This window comes from Gilliamella sp. G0441 (assembly GCF_050589305.1).
GTDB lineage: Bacteria > Pseudomonadota > Gammaproteobacteria > Enterobacterales > Orbaceae > Gilliamella.
Map to the genome: position 1 here is coordinate 232,326 of NZ_JBNRJF010000001.1, position 15,607 is coordinate 247,932.

The following is a 15,607-nucleotide window of genomic DNA, read 5'->3' on the forward strand; positions in this document are numbered from 1 at the left end:
TTCTCCATGGATAATTTAATTATTAAAAAACTTATTTATTGGTTCGTTTATCTATTAATACTGCCAATAAAATAACCACACCTTTTACTATCATTTGATAATAGGAATCGACATTTAACATATTTAATCCATTATTTAAGAAACCCAAAATTAATGCGCCAATCAATGTACCAATGATTTTTCCTCGACCACCTGACATACTTGTACCACCTAAAACAACGGCGGCGATTGCGTCCATTTCATAACCTGTACCTGCGTTTGGTTGGGCAGATGATAATCTTGCAACCTCTATCGTACTGGCAAGTGCACAAAGTAAACCACTCATTGCATAGACTATAATTTTGACTTTATCAACATTGATACCTGATAATCGTGTTGCCGCCTCGTTGCCACCTAAAGCGTAGATATAACGTCCTAAACGGGTATATTTTAGTAAGTACCACACAGATGCAAACACAATTATCATTATCCAAATAGGAACTGGCATTCCCAAAACTCGTCCACTTGCAAACCATTCAAAGCATTCAGAGTTATCATTGCTTCCTGTAGAAATTGGACTTCCTTTGGTATATACATTAGTCACACCACGTAAAATAAGCATCATAACTAAAGTAGCGATAAACGCTTGTAATTGACCTTTAGCGATAATAAAACCCGAAAAAGCGCCAAATAATGCACCTAAAGCCAAAGACACTGCTATAGCGATAAAAGGAGATATATCCATACCAATTATCGACGCTGTGATTGCACCAGCTAAAGCAAAAATAGATCCCACTGCTAGATCGATACCAGAAGTTAAAATAACTAATGTCATCCCAACTGCAATAATCGCATTAACCGACGTTTGCTGTAAAATATTGAAAAAATTGGTTAAGGTAAAAAAATTATCACTTAAACATGAAACTATGATGATTAAAACAAGTAAAGTAATCAGTGACTTTTGCTCAACGAGTATATTTTTGAGTGTTTTATTTTGCAGCATCAACTCTCTCCTGTATTTTTTCCAACGGCAGCAGCCATAAGTTTTTCTTGTGTTGCTTCACAAATAGAAAAGTCACCTGTTACTTTTCCTTCGTAGATAACTAAAATACGGTCACTCATTCCAAGGACTTCTGGCATATCAGATGAAACAAGAATGACACTTAAACCCTGTTGTTTAAATTGATTAATTAATTGATAAATCTCTTTTTTAGCACCAACATCTACACCTCGAGTTGGCTCATCCAAGATTAATATACTAGGGCGAGTCATTAAACCTTTGGCAATAGCAACTTTCTGCTGATTACCACCGGATAAAAAGTTAATGATCTGTTTTGTAGAAGGGGTTTTGATATTAAACAATTTAATAAAATTACTTACGGCCTGCTGTTCATCTTTTAAACTCAATTTCTTGAATGGAGTAATAAAATGATTAAGGGCATTTAGGGACATATTATCTTTAACAGACATACCCAATATTAAGCCATCTTTTTTACGATCCTCAGAGATATAAACAATACCGTGAGTTAATCCATCTTTTGGAGAACACGTTTTAATAGGTTTACCATTCAACACGATACTTCCCGATTTTGCAGGATTAGCACCATATATCATTTTCATTAACTCTGTTCTACCTGCCCCCATCAAACCAGAAATACCAAGTATTTCGCCTTCATGGAGACAAAAACTTACATCATTGACGCCAAAGCCGGTTAAATGTTTAACCTCTAGCGTGACGTTTCCTCGCTTCCTATCAATACGAGGATATTGCTCTTCAAGCTTTCGACCAACCATCATTTCTATAAGGATATCTTCATTTAATTGATCAATGGATTTTTCGCCAACAAATTGCCCGTCTCGTAATACCGTTACTTGATCACAAATTTCAAAGATTTCTTTTAAACGATGTGAAATATAAACTACACCGCAATTTTGTTTTTTAAGTTTTCGGATAACTTCAAATAATGACGCGGTCTCAGTATCTGTAAGTGCATCGGTTGGTTCATCCATGATAATTACTTTGGAATTAAAGCTAAGCACTTTGGCTATTTCAACCATTTGTTGCTCGCCTATAGATAAATCACTTACTAAACGTCGACTATCGTAATTTAGATGAAGTTCTGCCAGTAATTTATCTGCTTCTTGGTATGTCTTCTTCCAATCAATACAACCTAATTTATTTGTAAATTCACGACCTAAAAATATATTTTCGGCAATGTTGAGTTCAGGTATCAAGTTTAATTCCTGATGAATAATACCAATTCCCGCTTCTTGAGAAGATTTAGGACCTTTAAAGTTAACTTTATTACCTAAATAAACAATTTCCCCTTCATCTTTTTGATAAATACCGGTAATGATTTTCATTAACGTCGATTTACCTGCACCATTTTCACCGATAAGAGCCATAACCTGCCCTGCCCGAACCGATAAATCAGCACCAGCTAATGCTTTTACGCCGGGAAAAGATTTGTGAATATTGGTCAGCTGTAATAGATTTTCGTTCATAAATCTCTCATTACGTTGTTGGATTAACAGGATTAGAAAATTACGCCCGACTGCAAAATGATGTTAGCAAATGGTGAGCATTCACCCGTTCTGATAACCGCTTTACAGTGATGAGTCTGAACTTTTAACATTTCATGTGTAATGTAGGCCGTCTCAATCGTATTTTTCTGAAGTTGCTCAAACTTTTCAATCTGTTTTAACACTTGTCTGTGTAAATCAGGATTTCGATAAATAATTTCTTCAGCAAGTATCACTTTTTCAATCTGCATATCTTTAGACAACGATTCAAAAACTTGCATGAATGATGGTATTCCATAAGTTAATGCCAAATCGATTCGTTGAATATTATTTGGAATGGGTAAACCCGCATCACCTATTGCGATTTGATCGGAATGCCCCATTTTTGACAAAATCTGAAGTATCTCAGAATTAAGCAATTGACCTTTGTACATAGTAGAATCCTTGAATAGTTACCTAGTAATGGTTATCGAAACGTTTCGACTGGCCATCATCTATTGAATAAATTTTTATAGCAACAAATAAAATCTAAAGTTGTGATCTTGATCAAAGTTAATTAATTAATCTATTTTGGTACAAAATAACATCAAAACAGAAGGGTGACCAAAAAATTGAATTAAATGAAATATAAACCTTTATATTCAATTTTTGGTTTTAGATAATCATAAATAAAAATGAATAGTACATAGATAATGAACTTTCACTAAAAGTTTGTTAAAATGTGGCGATTTTTAAATTATCTAACCTGGAGAATTCTATGGCAGGTCATAGTAAATGGGCCAATACCAAACATCGTAAAGCGGCACAAGATGCTAAACGCGGTAAAATTTTTACTAAAATTATTCGAGAGCTTGTAACAGCAGCCAAACTAGGTGGTGGCGATCCAGCGTCAAATCCTCGTTTACGTGCTGCAATGGATAAAGCACTATCAAATAATATGACTCGTGATACCATGAATCGTGCTATTGCGCGTGGTGTCGGTGGTGAAGATGATAGTGATATGGAAACAATCATTTACGAAGGCTATGGCCCTGCTGGCACTGCCGTTATGGTTGAATGTTTAAGTGACAATCGTAATCGTACGGTTTCAGAAGTTCGTCATGCTTTCACCAAAACTGGTGGTAATTTAGGTACCGATGGTTCTGTATCTTACTTGTTTACCAAAAAAGGCGTTATTTCTTATCCTACAGGTACAGATGAAGACAAAGTGATGGATGCAGCTTTAGAAGCTGGAGCTGATGATGTTGTCACTTATGATGATGGTGCAATTGATGTCTTTACCACACCAGAATCATTTGGTGAAGTAAAAGATGCACTTGATGCAGCAGGTCTAGTTGCTGAATCGGCTGAAGTATCAATGATTCCTGCGACCAAAGTGGATCTTGATATTGATTCTGCACCAAAATTATTACGTTTGATCGACATGCTTGAAGATTGTGATGATGTTCAAGAAGTTTACCATAACGGTGAAGTTTCGGACGAAGTCGCTGCTGCACTTTAATGTCTATCATTCTTGGCATAGATCCTGGTTCTCGTTTGACGGGTTACGGTGTAATCCGTCAAACAGGACGACAATTAACCTATCTTGGTAGTGGTTGTATTCGTACAGCCGTCGATGATTTACCAACTCGATTAAAACGCATTTATGCAGGTGTGAGCGAAATCATCTTACAATTCCAACCCAATATGTTCGCTATCGAACAAGTCTTTATGGCACGCAATGCCGATTCCGCATTAAAGTTAGGTCAAGCCAGAGGCTCAGCTATTGTTGCAGCAGTTAATAATGATTTACCTGTTTTTGAATATGCGGCTCGTTTAGTAAAACAAAGTGTAGTAGGTACTGGGGCTGCCGATAAAAAACAAGTTCAGCATATGGTAAAACTCTTGTTAAAATTACCCGCTAGTCCACAAGCTGATGCTGCTGATGCATTAGCTATCGCTATTACTCATGCCCATATGAGTCGACATTTAGTCAAATCTGTAAAATAAATTTAATTATCCTACATTGCCCTTGCAAAATAGTGCAATCAGCTAACCTAAATAATAACGAATACGTCTTAAAATCAATAGTAAAGCGATAATACTATTTATTCATTGGATTAATTTTTACACCTAAATGTTTAAAATTAGATGACATTTTCATGAGTATAAGATTAAAAATTTAATAAAAAAGCACGATAAAATCGTGCTTTTTATTGGTCACCTTATTAATAAGATTTTGGCTTTACTATTTAATGCACATCCTAGCTAGCGCTAAGATATGCATTTCAATCTGTCAACTTACTACTTTTGATCAGTGTTGTGTGAAAAATTACTTGGTAAAACAACCTTATTTTTATGTTTAGTAAACATTTTGGTAATAAATAAGAAGAATAATGGTACATAAAATATCGCTAAGAATGTCGCTGTTAACATACCACCAATTACCCCTGTACCTACCGCGTTTTGGCTTGCTGAACCTGCACCGCTATTTAACGCTAAAGGTAATACCCCTAAAATAAAGGCAAACGATGTCATTAAAATTGGGCGTAAACGTAATCGACAAGCTTCAAGTGTTGCATCAATCAGCGATTTACCTTCTTTTTCTAAAGCATCTTTCGCAAATTCAACAATCAAGATAGCATTTTTCGCTGACAGCCCCATTGTGGTTAATAGACCGACAATAAAGTAAATATCATTATCAAGTCCTCTAAACATTGTTGCAATCACCGTTCCTAAAATACCAAGTGGAATTACGAATAATATTGAAATTGGTACACTCCAACTTTCATACAATGCAGCTAATGCCAAGAACACGACAATAATAGAGATTATATAAAGTGTCGTCGTTTGCGATCCTGTTTGACGTTCTTGATAAGAAATATCTGTCCAGTCAAATGTAAAGCCTTTTGGTAAGTCTTTTGATAGCTGTTCCATAATTGCCATAGCTTGACCAGAACTTAAGCCCGGCGCAGCAGATCCACTAATTCCCATTGCAGCAACACCATCATAACGAACAAGCGATGGTGAACCATAACTTTTTGAAGTGGTTGCAAATGCATCATAAGGAACCATTTGACCTTTTTGATTTTTTACATGCCAATAACTAAAATCATCAGGCAACATTCGATAAGCCGCTTCAGATTGAAGGTACACTTTTTTGACTCGGTTATTATAGACAAAGTCATCGATATAAGCAGAACCTAATGCGGTAGATAACACTGTATTTACGCTACTAACTGAAACACCAAGCGCTTGAGCTGTTTCGAAATCCACATTAATTTTATACTGAGGAACATCTAACATACTACCCGGACGCACTTGTTGAAGTTCAGGTCTTTTCGATGCTTGTCCTAAGATTTGATAAAAAGCCCCCATCAAAGCTTCATGCCCTTGTCCTGAGGTGTCTTTTAGCATATAGGAGAAACCATTAGCCATCCCTAAAGACGGAACCGCCGGTAGGTTAGCTATAATTACACGACCTTCAGTAATAGTAGATGCAAAGCCCCAACCACTGCCAACTAAAGCATCCACTTTTTGATCAGGGCGTTTACGCTCATCCCAATCTTTTAAGCGAACAAATCCAAGCCCCATATTTTGTCCACGACCGACCATACTAAACCCTGCAACAGTAAAGACTTCTTTAACAGAATCAGCTTTCTTTTCCATATAAAACTGAGTTGTTTTATTCAATACTGACATGGTTTGTTCTAAGGTTGATCCGGGTGGTAATTCGACCATGACAATCAATACACCCTGATCTTCATTAGGTAAAAACCCTGTTGGTAAGCGGTTAAATCCAAATATTAATCCAACAATGATAACGACATAACAAACAAAGGCAATTAAAGGATAACGTATTACTTTAATTACGCCTTTCTCATAAGTATGGAGTCCTTTGTTATAAAATTTATTAAATGCGCCAAAGAATAGTTTGGTTCCTTTATCACACCAGCTAAATGGTGGAATCGAGATTAATTTTTCCCCAAACGTCGATTTTTTGTTTTTACTTTTTGATGGTGCTTTTAAAATCTGAGCACAAAGAGCAGGCGTTAAAACGATTGCCATAATCACAGACAATGACATCGAGGTAACAATGGTAATTGAGAATTGACGATAAATTCCCCCTGCTGCACCACCATAAAATGCCATAGGTACAAACACAGCAGATAATACAACGGCAATACCAATTAAAGCAGAAGTTATCTGTTCCATTGATTTAACCGTTGCATCATACGGAGACAATCCTTCATCATGCATGATACGCTCAACGTTTTCGATAACGACGATAGCATCATCCACCAGTAACCCGATTGCTAACACCATCGCAAACATCGATAACGTATTTATGGTAAATCCACAAATATATAAGATTGCAAACGTTCCTAACAATACAACCGGAACGGTAATGGTTGGTATAAGAGTTGAACGAAGATTTTGCAAAAATATATACATGACGATAACAACTAATACTATTGCTTCAATCAGAGTATGCACAACATTACTGATAGATAATTTAACAAATGGAGTTGTATCGTATGGATAAGCAAATTTAATATCTTCCGGGAAGATTGCCGATAACTCTTCGATTTTTTTATCGACTAATTCAGAGGTATCTAATTGGTTTGCGCCTGTCGCCAGATAAATGGCTAAACCAGCCGATGGTTTACCGTCATAGCGAGAGATAAAATTATAATCGGATGCACCAATTTCAACGTTGGCAACATCTTTCAATAAAATATTAGAACCGTCGGTATTGACCCGAACTAAAATATTTTGAAATTGTTCTGGTGTTTTTAAACGAGATTGAGCCGTTATCGTTGCATTAAGTTCCTGACCTTCAGTTGAAGGTAATGCACCTAATTGCCCTGCTGTTACCTGAGCATTTTGGGATTGAATTGCCGCAATAATCTCTTCAATTGACATATTGAAATAACTGAGTTTATTGGGATCAAGCCAAATACGCATTGCGTATTCTGAACCAAATAAAGTCGTATCCCCAACACCTTGAACACGACGAATCGGATCTTGTACAGTCGAATAAATAAAGTCAGCGATATCTGCCTGCGTCTTTTGAGGGTTCGTTGAGTAAAAACCAATAACTTTTAGGAAGTTAGTGTTATTTTTAGCAACTGAAACACCATTTTTTTGAACACTTTCAGGTAAACGAGACTTAATACTTTCAACTTTATTTAACACCTGCACTTGCGCAAAATCAGGATTCGTTCCCGGCGCAAAAGTCAACGTAGTTTGAACAACACCTTGCGCACTACTGGTTGATTTCATATAGATTAAATTATCTATCCCAGTCAGATTTTGTTCGATTAACTGTGTAACGGTGTTTTCAATTGTTTGAGCATCTGCACCGGGATAAGCTGCTGAAACAGTAACAGCAGGAGGAGCAATATCGGGGTATTGTTCAACTGCTAGCAGTTTTATACATAGCGCTCCACCTAGCATCATCATGATAGCTATTACCCATGCAAAAACAGGTCTATCAATAAAAAACTTAGCCATAATTAAATCTACCCCTGTTTTATTTCACGCTGTTTTTGATGATATTATCTAACTGTTCTTGAGTAAGAGTAGCTGGCTCACCAACAATTTGGCCTTTCATTGGTTTACCCATTTCAACTGCCGTTAAATTAAGTAAACCTGTCGTGATAACTTGTTCACCAATATCAATACCTTTCGTCACCACCCAATAACCATTAATACCGGTATAAACTTGAATATCTTGGCGATATTCAATGGTATTATCAGGTTTAAGGATTTTCGCTGTATATTGGCCTTTGCCATTACTCGTAATACCTTGTTGAGGGACAAGTTTTGCGTTTTTAATATAGCCTAAAGTCAATTGAGGTTTGACGAACATACCTGGCAAAATTTTACCTTCTGGATTTGGAAATTCAGATCTAAGGGTAACGGTACCTGTCGTTTCATTCACCGTCATATCAGAAAACTTGATACTTCCCGCTACGTCATATTTTGAACCGTCATTAAAATAAAGTTCAACATTATTACCTTTCGCGGGTTCATAAATCACGTTTTGATCTTGATTATATTTATTGTAACGCGTTGCCGCTTCTGTCATATCAATATAGATAGGATCAAGTTTTTGAACTAATGCTAATGCCGTTGCTTGACCTGCTGAAACTAATGCACCCTCAGTGACACTAGACTTACCGATATAGCCATCAATAGGCGAATACACTTTAGTATAATCTAAATTAACTTTAGCGGTATGTTCAGCTGCTTGAGCAACAAGTACACTGGCTTCTGCCTGCTGAGCATCTGCCGCTGCTTTATCATAATCTTGCTGACTAATTGATTTGGTTTTTAATAAGCCTGCATAACGTTTTAATGTCAGTTGAGCAATACTTGCATTAGCTTTAGCACTTGCAACACTTGCAACAGCACTATCATAATTGGCTTGATATATAGCAGGATCGATTTGATAAAGTGATTGCCCTGCTTTTACATTTGAACTTTCTTCAAATTCTCGTTTTAAAACGATGCCACTTACTTGAGGTCTAATTTCAGCAATTTGCGAAGCGACAACTCGACCAGGTAAACCAATCTTTAAAGTGTAATTCAATGGCTCAACTTTAAACACCGTAACTTTTGGTATCTGATTATTACCGCCTTGTGATTTGTTATCATCGCAGCTTGACAGTAAAAATAAGCTGGTGAGTGCTACCGGAATAGTGAGTAATAGCTTGTTAAATCTCATATAAAAATGACCTCAATAAACTTAATCGTTATTTGAATAATTATAAAAATTATTTGAAAGTAACCGACGATTTTACAAAACTTATGCATAAATTGTAAGTATCTTTACAGGTAATAGCACAGAGTTCTAAAAACGAGATTACCAGTTGCACTAAAAAAATTTAAATCGATAATTATGATTATTCGCAGAAATAAAGTAATATATGTATATTGATTTATAGAGGGAAAGTATTTTGAACTGAAAACGACATTTCAAACTACTTGGGACTAATAAATATTTTTTAATTTGCAATGGAAAAATATTTATTTTACATTGTGGTACTCCGTAATCATATTCATTCATTTTTTTGAATGATTTGAGTCTTTATTTAATTTAATTTTGAGATGGTTATTATGGATAATTTACGTATTGTTCTGATTGTTATTGCATCCTTGGTCATAATTGCATTATTGATCCATGGATTATGGATAAATAAAAAGGAACGTTCTTCTCTTTTTAATTCAGAGAAGAAAAGGAAAATTACCTCAATTGATGAACAATCTAACGATGTTTATACAGATAACATCGAAGAAGATGTCATATTGATTAAGACTAAAGACAAAAAAACAGATATACCAGAAATTGATAATATTGACCTGATTGAAAAAGAACACATTCCTCAACAAGAAGATCTATTTAGTAATCAGATTGTTGAAAACTTGCAACTCGATATTACTCCTGAACCAACTATAACTGTTCATCAAGACTCTTTAGAAGAAACATCTTCAGATAGCACATCTGAAATAATCAACGATAAAGTAACGGCGAGTGATAGTAAAAATACTCAATTAGAACAGGAAACTGATTTTGAGGCGACGCTATCAGATCAAACCAGTGAACTGCCAAAATCAAATCAAGATAACGAAGAAGATAAAACTGAAATCATTGTTTTAAACGTAACCGGAATAAATGGTAAATTGTTACAAGGCGATGTGTTATTGGCCAGTATTATGCAATCTGGATTCCAATTTGGCGATATGAGAATATTTCATCGTCATGTTGACCCTGCTGGCAATGGACCAGTTTTATTTAGTTTAGCCAATATGGTTAATCCAGGGTATTTAGATCCTGAAACAATGCATGAATTTTCGACACCAGGAATATCAATATTCATGGTTGCCCCAACTAAAGGCAACAACCAACAGAATTTCAAATTAATGTTACAAACTGCTCAGCGTATAGCTGATGACGTAAATGGTGTAGTCTTAGATGATTCTCAACACATGCTTACACCTCAAAAAATCGACACTTACAAAGAACGAATTAAGAAAGCTTGTAACGAAATATAATCCATTACTATTTCAATAAGTAAACTCTCTTTCCACCAATAATAATTGGTGGAAAATACGAGTCACTAATTAAAATTGTTAATTAGCACCAAAATTTTCAAAAAAAAAGTAAATCAATTAATATCATTCTTGATTGATGTGTAATGATGTTGCAAAAATCCATATTTTAATTAAAGAGTCTATTATCATGTCATTATCTAATAAAGCAGAAAACTCAAAGAGCCCTACTACAGATTTAGACAAAATCACTGAACAGTTAAATTCATTACGTAATGAAATAAGACATCATGAATATTGTTATTATGTCTTAGATGCGCCTGAAATTCCGGATGCGGAATATGATAGATTGATAAAACAGCTTCAAACTATTGAACAGCAGCATCCCGAATTAATTACCCCTGACTCCCCTACTCAACGGGTTGGCGGTACTCCCTTATCTCAATTTGCCTCGATAAAACACGAAATACCAATGTTATCTTTAGATAATGTTTTTGATGAAACAAGTTTTATTGCCTTCAATAAAAGAGTAAAAGATCGCTTACACTTAAAAGAAAATGAACCGGTAGAATATTGTTGTGAATTAAAATTAGATGGATTAGCGGTAAGTTTACTTTATGAAGATGGTCAATTTGTGCAAGCAGCAACCCGAGGAGACGGCACAACAGGAGAAGACATTACTGCCAACGTCAAAACAATAAAAACCATTCCACTGGTTTTAAGGGGAGAGCAGATACCAAGACGCTTAGAAGTTCGAGGTGAAGTGTTCATGTCACATAAAGGCTTTGCCAAACTCAATGCTGAAGCAGAAAAACGAAACGAAAAAGTCTTTGCAAATCCTCGTAATGCAGCAGCAGGCTCTCTGAGACAATTAGACCCTAAAATTACAGCTAAAAGGCCTTTATCATTTTTCTGTTATGGTTTAGGTGTTACTGAAGGTGCGAGTCTGCCCGAAACGCATTATGACCGTTTAATGCAACTTAAAACTTGGGGATTACCTGTTAGTGATAAAGTTCAGGTGAAAAAAGGTGCGCAAGCTGCTTTAGATTACTTTAAACAAATTGGTGAAGAGCGCATGTCATTGGATTTTGACATAGACGGTGTGGTCATCAAAGTAAACAGTATCGCTTTACAAGAAGAACTTGGTTTTGTTGCCCGTGCGCCTCGTTGGGCAACGGCGTTTAAGTTTCCTGCGCAAGAAGAAATCACCCAATTAAATAAAGTAGACTTTCAAGTCGGCAGAACTGGCGCAATTACGCCTGTTGCAAGACTAGAGCCAGTGTCTGTTGCAGGTGTAATTGTCAGTAATGCAACTTTGCATAACAGTGATGAAATCGCCCGATTAGGTGTTCGAGAAGGTGACTATGTTTCTATACGCCGTGCAGGTGATGTAATTCCCAAAATTGTATCGGTCATATTAGATCGAAGACCAGCCGACACTAAAGCGATTATCTTTCCAACCCACTGCCCGATTTGTGGTTCTTTAATTGTTCGTGATGAAGGGCAAGCGGTATCTCGCTGTGCAGGCGGACTTATTTGTCCTGCACAACGAAAAGAAGCGCTTAAACATTTTGTATCCCGTCGAGCCATGAATGTGGAAGGAATGGGCGATAGACTAATTGAACAGTTAGTGGATAAAGACTACGTTAAAACACCCGCAGATCTTTATAGACTAACGGTACCGTTACTCTGTTCGTTGGATAAAGTAGGCGATAAATCGGCTAAAAATTTATTAGCTGCGCTCGATACTTCAAAAAATACAACTTTAAGCCGCTTTATTTTTGCGCTTGGTATACCAAATGTCGGTGAAGTTACAGCTGAAAATTTAGCTAACCAATTTGGTAATTTAACGGCAATTGAAAATGCATCATTAGAACAACTACAATTAGTTAATGATATTGGTGTAGTTATTGCTGAAAGCATCATTGATTTTTTCCAAGAACCCCATAACCGAGACGTAATAGCACAGTTAACCAGTGATGATATTGGTATTCATTGGCAAGACACCAATCCACAAGCACAAACAATGACAACCGATTCACCTTTTTCGGGTAAAACGATTGTGTTAACCGGGACTCTATCTGTTTTAACACGTGATGAAGCCAAAGATAAATTAAAACAACTTGGCGCCAAAGTGACGGGAAGCGTATCCAAAAATACAGATCTGGTGATTGCCGGTGAATCGGCCGGTTCAAAATTAGAAAAAGCGCAACAACTTGGCATTAAAGTCATTGATGAACAAGAGATGTTAAGTTTGCTTAATGAATAAGATTGTTTGGACTTGTCCAGTTATAGATAATATAACTGGCAACTCAACACCAAGGAGAAATTTATGCCATTATTAGATAGTTTTAAAGTTGATCACACAAAAATGCAAGCCCCTTTTGTCCGTGTTGCAAAAACGATGGTAACCCCAAAAGGCGATAATATCACCGTGTTCGATCTTCGTTTTACTATTCCAAATAAAGCACTACTACCCGAAAAAGGGATTCATACTTTAGAACATTTATTTGCAGGGTTTATGCGCGATCATCTCAACAGTGATACTGTTGAAATTATTGATATCTCGCCTATGGGATGTCGCACAGGATTTTACATGAGCTTAATCGGTCAACCTGATGAATCGCTCGTGGTTGATGCTTGGCTCAAATCCATGCATGATGTCCTCAATGTAACATCACAAAACCAAATACCTGAATTAAACGAATACCAATGTGGCACCTACAAAATGCATTCATTGGATGAAGCCAAGGCTATTGCTGAAAAAATTATTCACTCAGGTATCGGTATTTGTCATAATCAAGATATCGCATTAACGGATGCTCAACTTGCCACAATGAGTCACTAGGAGTTTTTTATGCCAAATGTAACCATCGATTTTTTAGAAGGTCGTACTATTGAACAAAAAAGAGAAATGGCTAAACGCGTAACGGACGCGATTGTTCAAACGCTTAATTGTAAGCCTGAAGCGGTACAAATTATTATGCACGAATTATCCAAAGATCAGCTAGCAAATGGTGGTGAGCTGAGAATTGATAAAGAATAATACTTTTTATTTGCTATAAATACTAATAAATCCTGCTTTATATTAAACGACTTGTATATAAGATATTTAAAAACCTCAAAAAATCATATTTCGTTTTTGAGGTTTAAATGTGTCAAATCAATTATCAATAACAACAAATGAGTTTAATGATCGCAGTGATGAAGATGAAGCAAATGCCCCATTTTATGGGCTTTGGTTTCTAAATAGTGTTCGTTATTTGGATTCTCACCCACTTCCAAAGGAACTCTTTCTGTAACCTGAATACCAGCTTGTTCCAATACTCTTATCTTTTCAGGATTATTCGTCAGCAAACGAATTTTTGATACACCGAGCAACGCTAGCATATCAGCACAAAGCTTAAAATCACGCTCATCGGCTGCAAATCCTAACTGCTCATTCGCTTCCACTGTATCTAAACCTTGGTCTTGCAGCGCATAAGCTCTAATTTTATTTAATAAGCCAATATTACGCCCTTCTTGTCGATGATAAATCAAAATTCCTTGACCTTCTTTAGCAATTTGTTTTAAAGCCGCTTCTAATTGAAAACCGCAATCACACCGCAAACTAAATAACGCATCGCCTGTTAAACATTCAGAATGCACTCTAGTCAAAATAGACTTTGGTTCTGAAATATCACCAAAAACTAATGCGACGTGATCCTTGCCTGTTGCAATTTCTTCAAATCCGACAATAGTGAAACAGCCCCATGGCGTTGGTAGCTTTGCTTGAGCTACATGTTTTAATTGCATTATTATCTCCGTATTAAATAAATAACATAAACAAGAGCCTATTAAAAATAAACCACATCTATGTTAAAATAGACAGCACAATATGCTTTAATTGAGTTTTTAAATGAGGTTTGTTATAAAAAAAACAATAGCCACATTGGCTATTTTTTTAGTCGTACCATTGTTTATTATAGCCATAAATTGGCACTGGCTACCAGATTCATTAGACAATAAAACTGAATATTTTTTTTGGATCACTGAAACAGCTAGTTATCCATGGGCTATAATTACATCAATAATTTTTTTTATATTATTTTGCGCATTACTGACTAAAAGATCAGATCATGTTCTTAAAAAAATAACTTTAATATGGGTGATTCTTGTCAGCGTTTTATTATCAGGACAAATTATTAAATCTATCATAAAATCGCAAACGGCAGAACCCAGACCTTATGTTTTATGGATGACAAAAGAGTTCAATATTAGTGATCAGTATTTTTATTCGCTTACTAAACCAGAGAGAGCAGAAAAGATTCATCAATTACTAAAAGATTCAACGGTGATTCCTCGTTGGTTATCCAAACATTGGCAAAATGAAACGGGATATTCTTTTCCTTCAGGACATACACTTTTTTCTACAACGTTTGCCTTTTTAGCCATTATGCTGTTAAGCTTTAGACGTCACTATTTTGTTATTACATCTGTCATTTTATGGGCTGTTTTAATTGAGCTAAGCCGATTATTACTTGGCATGCACAGTCCGAAGGATTTAATTTTAGCCATAATAATAGCTTGGTGTATTTCATTAATCGGCTATGTTTATGCACGAAAATGGCATATAGTAGATAAATAATATTCATCAATATATAATTTTTAATCAAATTAAAAAAAATTTTGGTTTTTTGCTAATAAAGGACTATCAAAAAGTGCGAGAAAGCAATAAAAATGATTACAAGACGATTAAATAAAAGGTCACAATTATGAAACTAATTATAATGGTTATTATGATAATTGCTGTGTTTGCTCTATCGATAGCATTAGGAGCAGCTAATGAGCAAGTTGTCGAGTTTAATTATTTAATTGCTAAATCAGAGTTCAAATTATCTGCTTTACTTGCCATTTTATTTGGTTCAGGTTTCATCATTGGATGGCTTTTAACTGGTTTTTTCTATTTGAAAATAAAATTAAAGCTCTCATCAAATAAACGTAAATTAGATAAATTACAATCCAAATATGATGAACTGACAATGAATGACAAAAAAAATGAATTAACCAAAATTAATTAAGAAAAGAC

The 15,607-nt window shown here is 35.6% G+C and carries 14 protein-coding genes; 8 read left to right on the plus strand and 6 right to left on the minus strand.

Features of this window, described 5'->3' with window-relative positions; translation table 11 throughout:
* Window positions 1-31: 31 nt before the first annotated feature.
* From rbsC to rbsD, 3 genes are read right to left on the minus strand one after another with little or no spacing between them, the layout of a single operon-like run.
* Window positions 32-982 carry a ribose ABC transporter permease gene (gene rbsC, locus ACKJXD_RS01010; RefSeq protein ID WP_220215370.1) on the minus strand — a complete coding sequence of 317 codons (951 nt, stop codon included), beginning with the start codon at window positions 980-982 and terminating at the stop codon, window positions 32-34.
* On the minus strand, window positions 982-2,484 hold the full coding sequence (gene rbsA / locus ACKJXD_RS01015) for a ribose ABC transporter ATP-binding protein RbsA (RefSeq protein ID WP_430875281.1): 1,503 nt from the start codon (window positions 2,482-2,484) through the stop codon (window positions 982-984). The genes rbsC and rbsA overlap by 1 nt, the downstream gene beginning before the upstream one ends.
* A gap of 32 nt (window positions 2,485-2,516) precedes the next feature.
* Window positions 2,517-2,936 carry a D-ribose pyranase gene (gene rbsD / locus ACKJXD_RS01020; protein ID WP_220215372.1) on the minus strand — a complete coding sequence of 140 codons (420 nt, stop codon included), beginning with the start codon at window positions 2,934-2,936 and terminating at the stop codon, window positions 2,517-2,519.
* A gap of 323 nt (window positions 2,937-3,259) precedes the next feature.
* Between rbsD and ACKJXD_RS01025 the strand changes: the two genes are divergently transcribed.
* Both ACKJXD_RS01025 and ruvC read left to right on the plus strand, forming a co-directional pair.
* Window positions 3,260-4,003, plus strand: coding sequence for a YebC/PmpR family DNA-binding transcriptional regulator (locus ACKJXD_RS01025; RefSeq protein WP_065557873.1), 744 nt, complete (start codon window positions 3,260-3,262; stop codon window positions 4,001-4,003).
* Window positions 4,003-4,491 carry a crossover junction endodeoxyribonuclease RuvC gene (ruvC, locus tag ACKJXD_RS01030; RefSeq protein ID WP_220215373.1) on the plus strand — a complete coding sequence of 163 codons (489 nt, stop codon included), beginning with the start codon at window positions 4,003-4,005 and terminating at the stop codon, window positions 4,489-4,491. The genes ACKJXD_RS01025 and ruvC overlap by 1 nt, the downstream gene beginning before the upstream one ends.
* Window positions 4,492-4,785: 294 nt before the next feature.
* On the opposite strand, the gene ACKJXD_RS01035 is transcribed toward ruvC, so the two are convergent.
* Window positions 4,786-7,998, minus strand: coding sequence for an efflux RND transporter permease subunit (locus ACKJXD_RS01035; protein WP_430875282.1), 3,213 nt, complete (start codon window positions 7,996-7,998; stop codon window positions 4,786-4,788).
* 19 nt (window positions 7,999-8,017) lie between these two features.
* On the minus strand, window positions 8,018-9,214 hold the full coding sequence (locus ACKJXD_RS01040) for an efflux RND transporter periplasmic adaptor subunit (protein WP_220215375.1): 1,197 nt from the start codon (window positions 9,212-9,214) through the stop codon (window positions 8,018-8,020).
* A gap of 389 nt (window positions 9,215-9,603) precedes the next feature.
* Between ACKJXD_RS01040 and zipA the strand changes: the two genes are divergently transcribed.
* From zipA to ACKJXD_RS01060, 4 genes are all read left to right on the plus strand, one after another.
* On the plus strand, window positions 9,604-10,542 hold the full coding sequence (gene zipA, locus ACKJXD_RS01045) for a cell division protein ZipA (protein WP_430875389.1): 939 nt from the start codon (window positions 9,604-9,606) through the stop codon (window positions 10,540-10,542).
* A gap of 187 nt (window positions 10,543-10,729) precedes the next feature.
* On the plus strand, window positions 10,730-12,808 hold the full coding sequence (ligA, locus tag ACKJXD_RS01050) for an NAD-dependent DNA ligase LigA (protein ID WP_430875283.1): 2,079 nt from the start codon (window positions 10,730-10,732) through the stop codon (window positions 12,806-12,808).
* A 63-nt stretch (window positions 12,809-12,871) separates the two neighbouring features.
* A complete protein-coding gene (luxS, locus tag ACKJXD_RS01055; protein ID WP_294827383.1) occupies window positions 12,872-13,387 on the plus strand; it encodes an S-ribosylhomocysteine lyase in 516 nt (171 codons plus the stop codon).
* A 9-nt stretch (window positions 13,388-13,396) separates the two neighbouring features.
* Window positions 13,397-13,585 (plus strand): 2-hydroxymuconate tautomerase, encoded by a 189-nt coding sequence (locus tag ACKJXD_RS01060; RefSeq protein WP_220215379.1) that lies wholly within the window; start codon window positions 13,397-13,399, stop codon window positions 13,583-13,585.
* 143 nt (window positions 13,586-13,728) lie between these two features.
* On the opposite strand, the gene ribA is transcribed toward ACKJXD_RS01060, so the two are convergent.
* Window positions 13,729-14,334 carry a GTP cyclohydrolase II gene (gene ribA / locus ACKJXD_RS01065; protein WP_220215380.1) on the minus strand — a complete coding sequence of 202 codons (606 nt, stop codon included), beginning with the start codon at window positions 14,332-14,334 and terminating at the stop codon, window positions 13,729-13,731.
* A 103-nt stretch (window positions 14,335-14,437) separates the two neighbouring features.
* On the opposite strand from ribA, the gene ACKJXD_RS01070 reads away from it, so the two are divergent.
* Both ACKJXD_RS01070 and ACKJXD_RS01075 read left to right on the plus strand, forming a co-directional pair.
* On the plus strand, window positions 14,438-15,166 hold the full coding sequence (locus ACKJXD_RS01070; RefSeq protein ID WP_294827389.1) for a phosphatase PAP2 family protein: 729 nt from the start codon (window positions 14,438-14,440) through the stop codon (window positions 15,164-15,166).
* Between the two features lie 127 nt (window positions 15,167-15,293).
* Window positions 15,294-15,599, plus strand: coding sequence for a LapA family protein (locus tag ACKJXD_RS01075; protein ID WP_430875284.1), 306 nt, complete (start codon window positions 15,294-15,296; stop codon window positions 15,597-15,599).
* The last annotated feature ends 8 nt before the right edge of the window (window positions 15,600-15,607 follow it).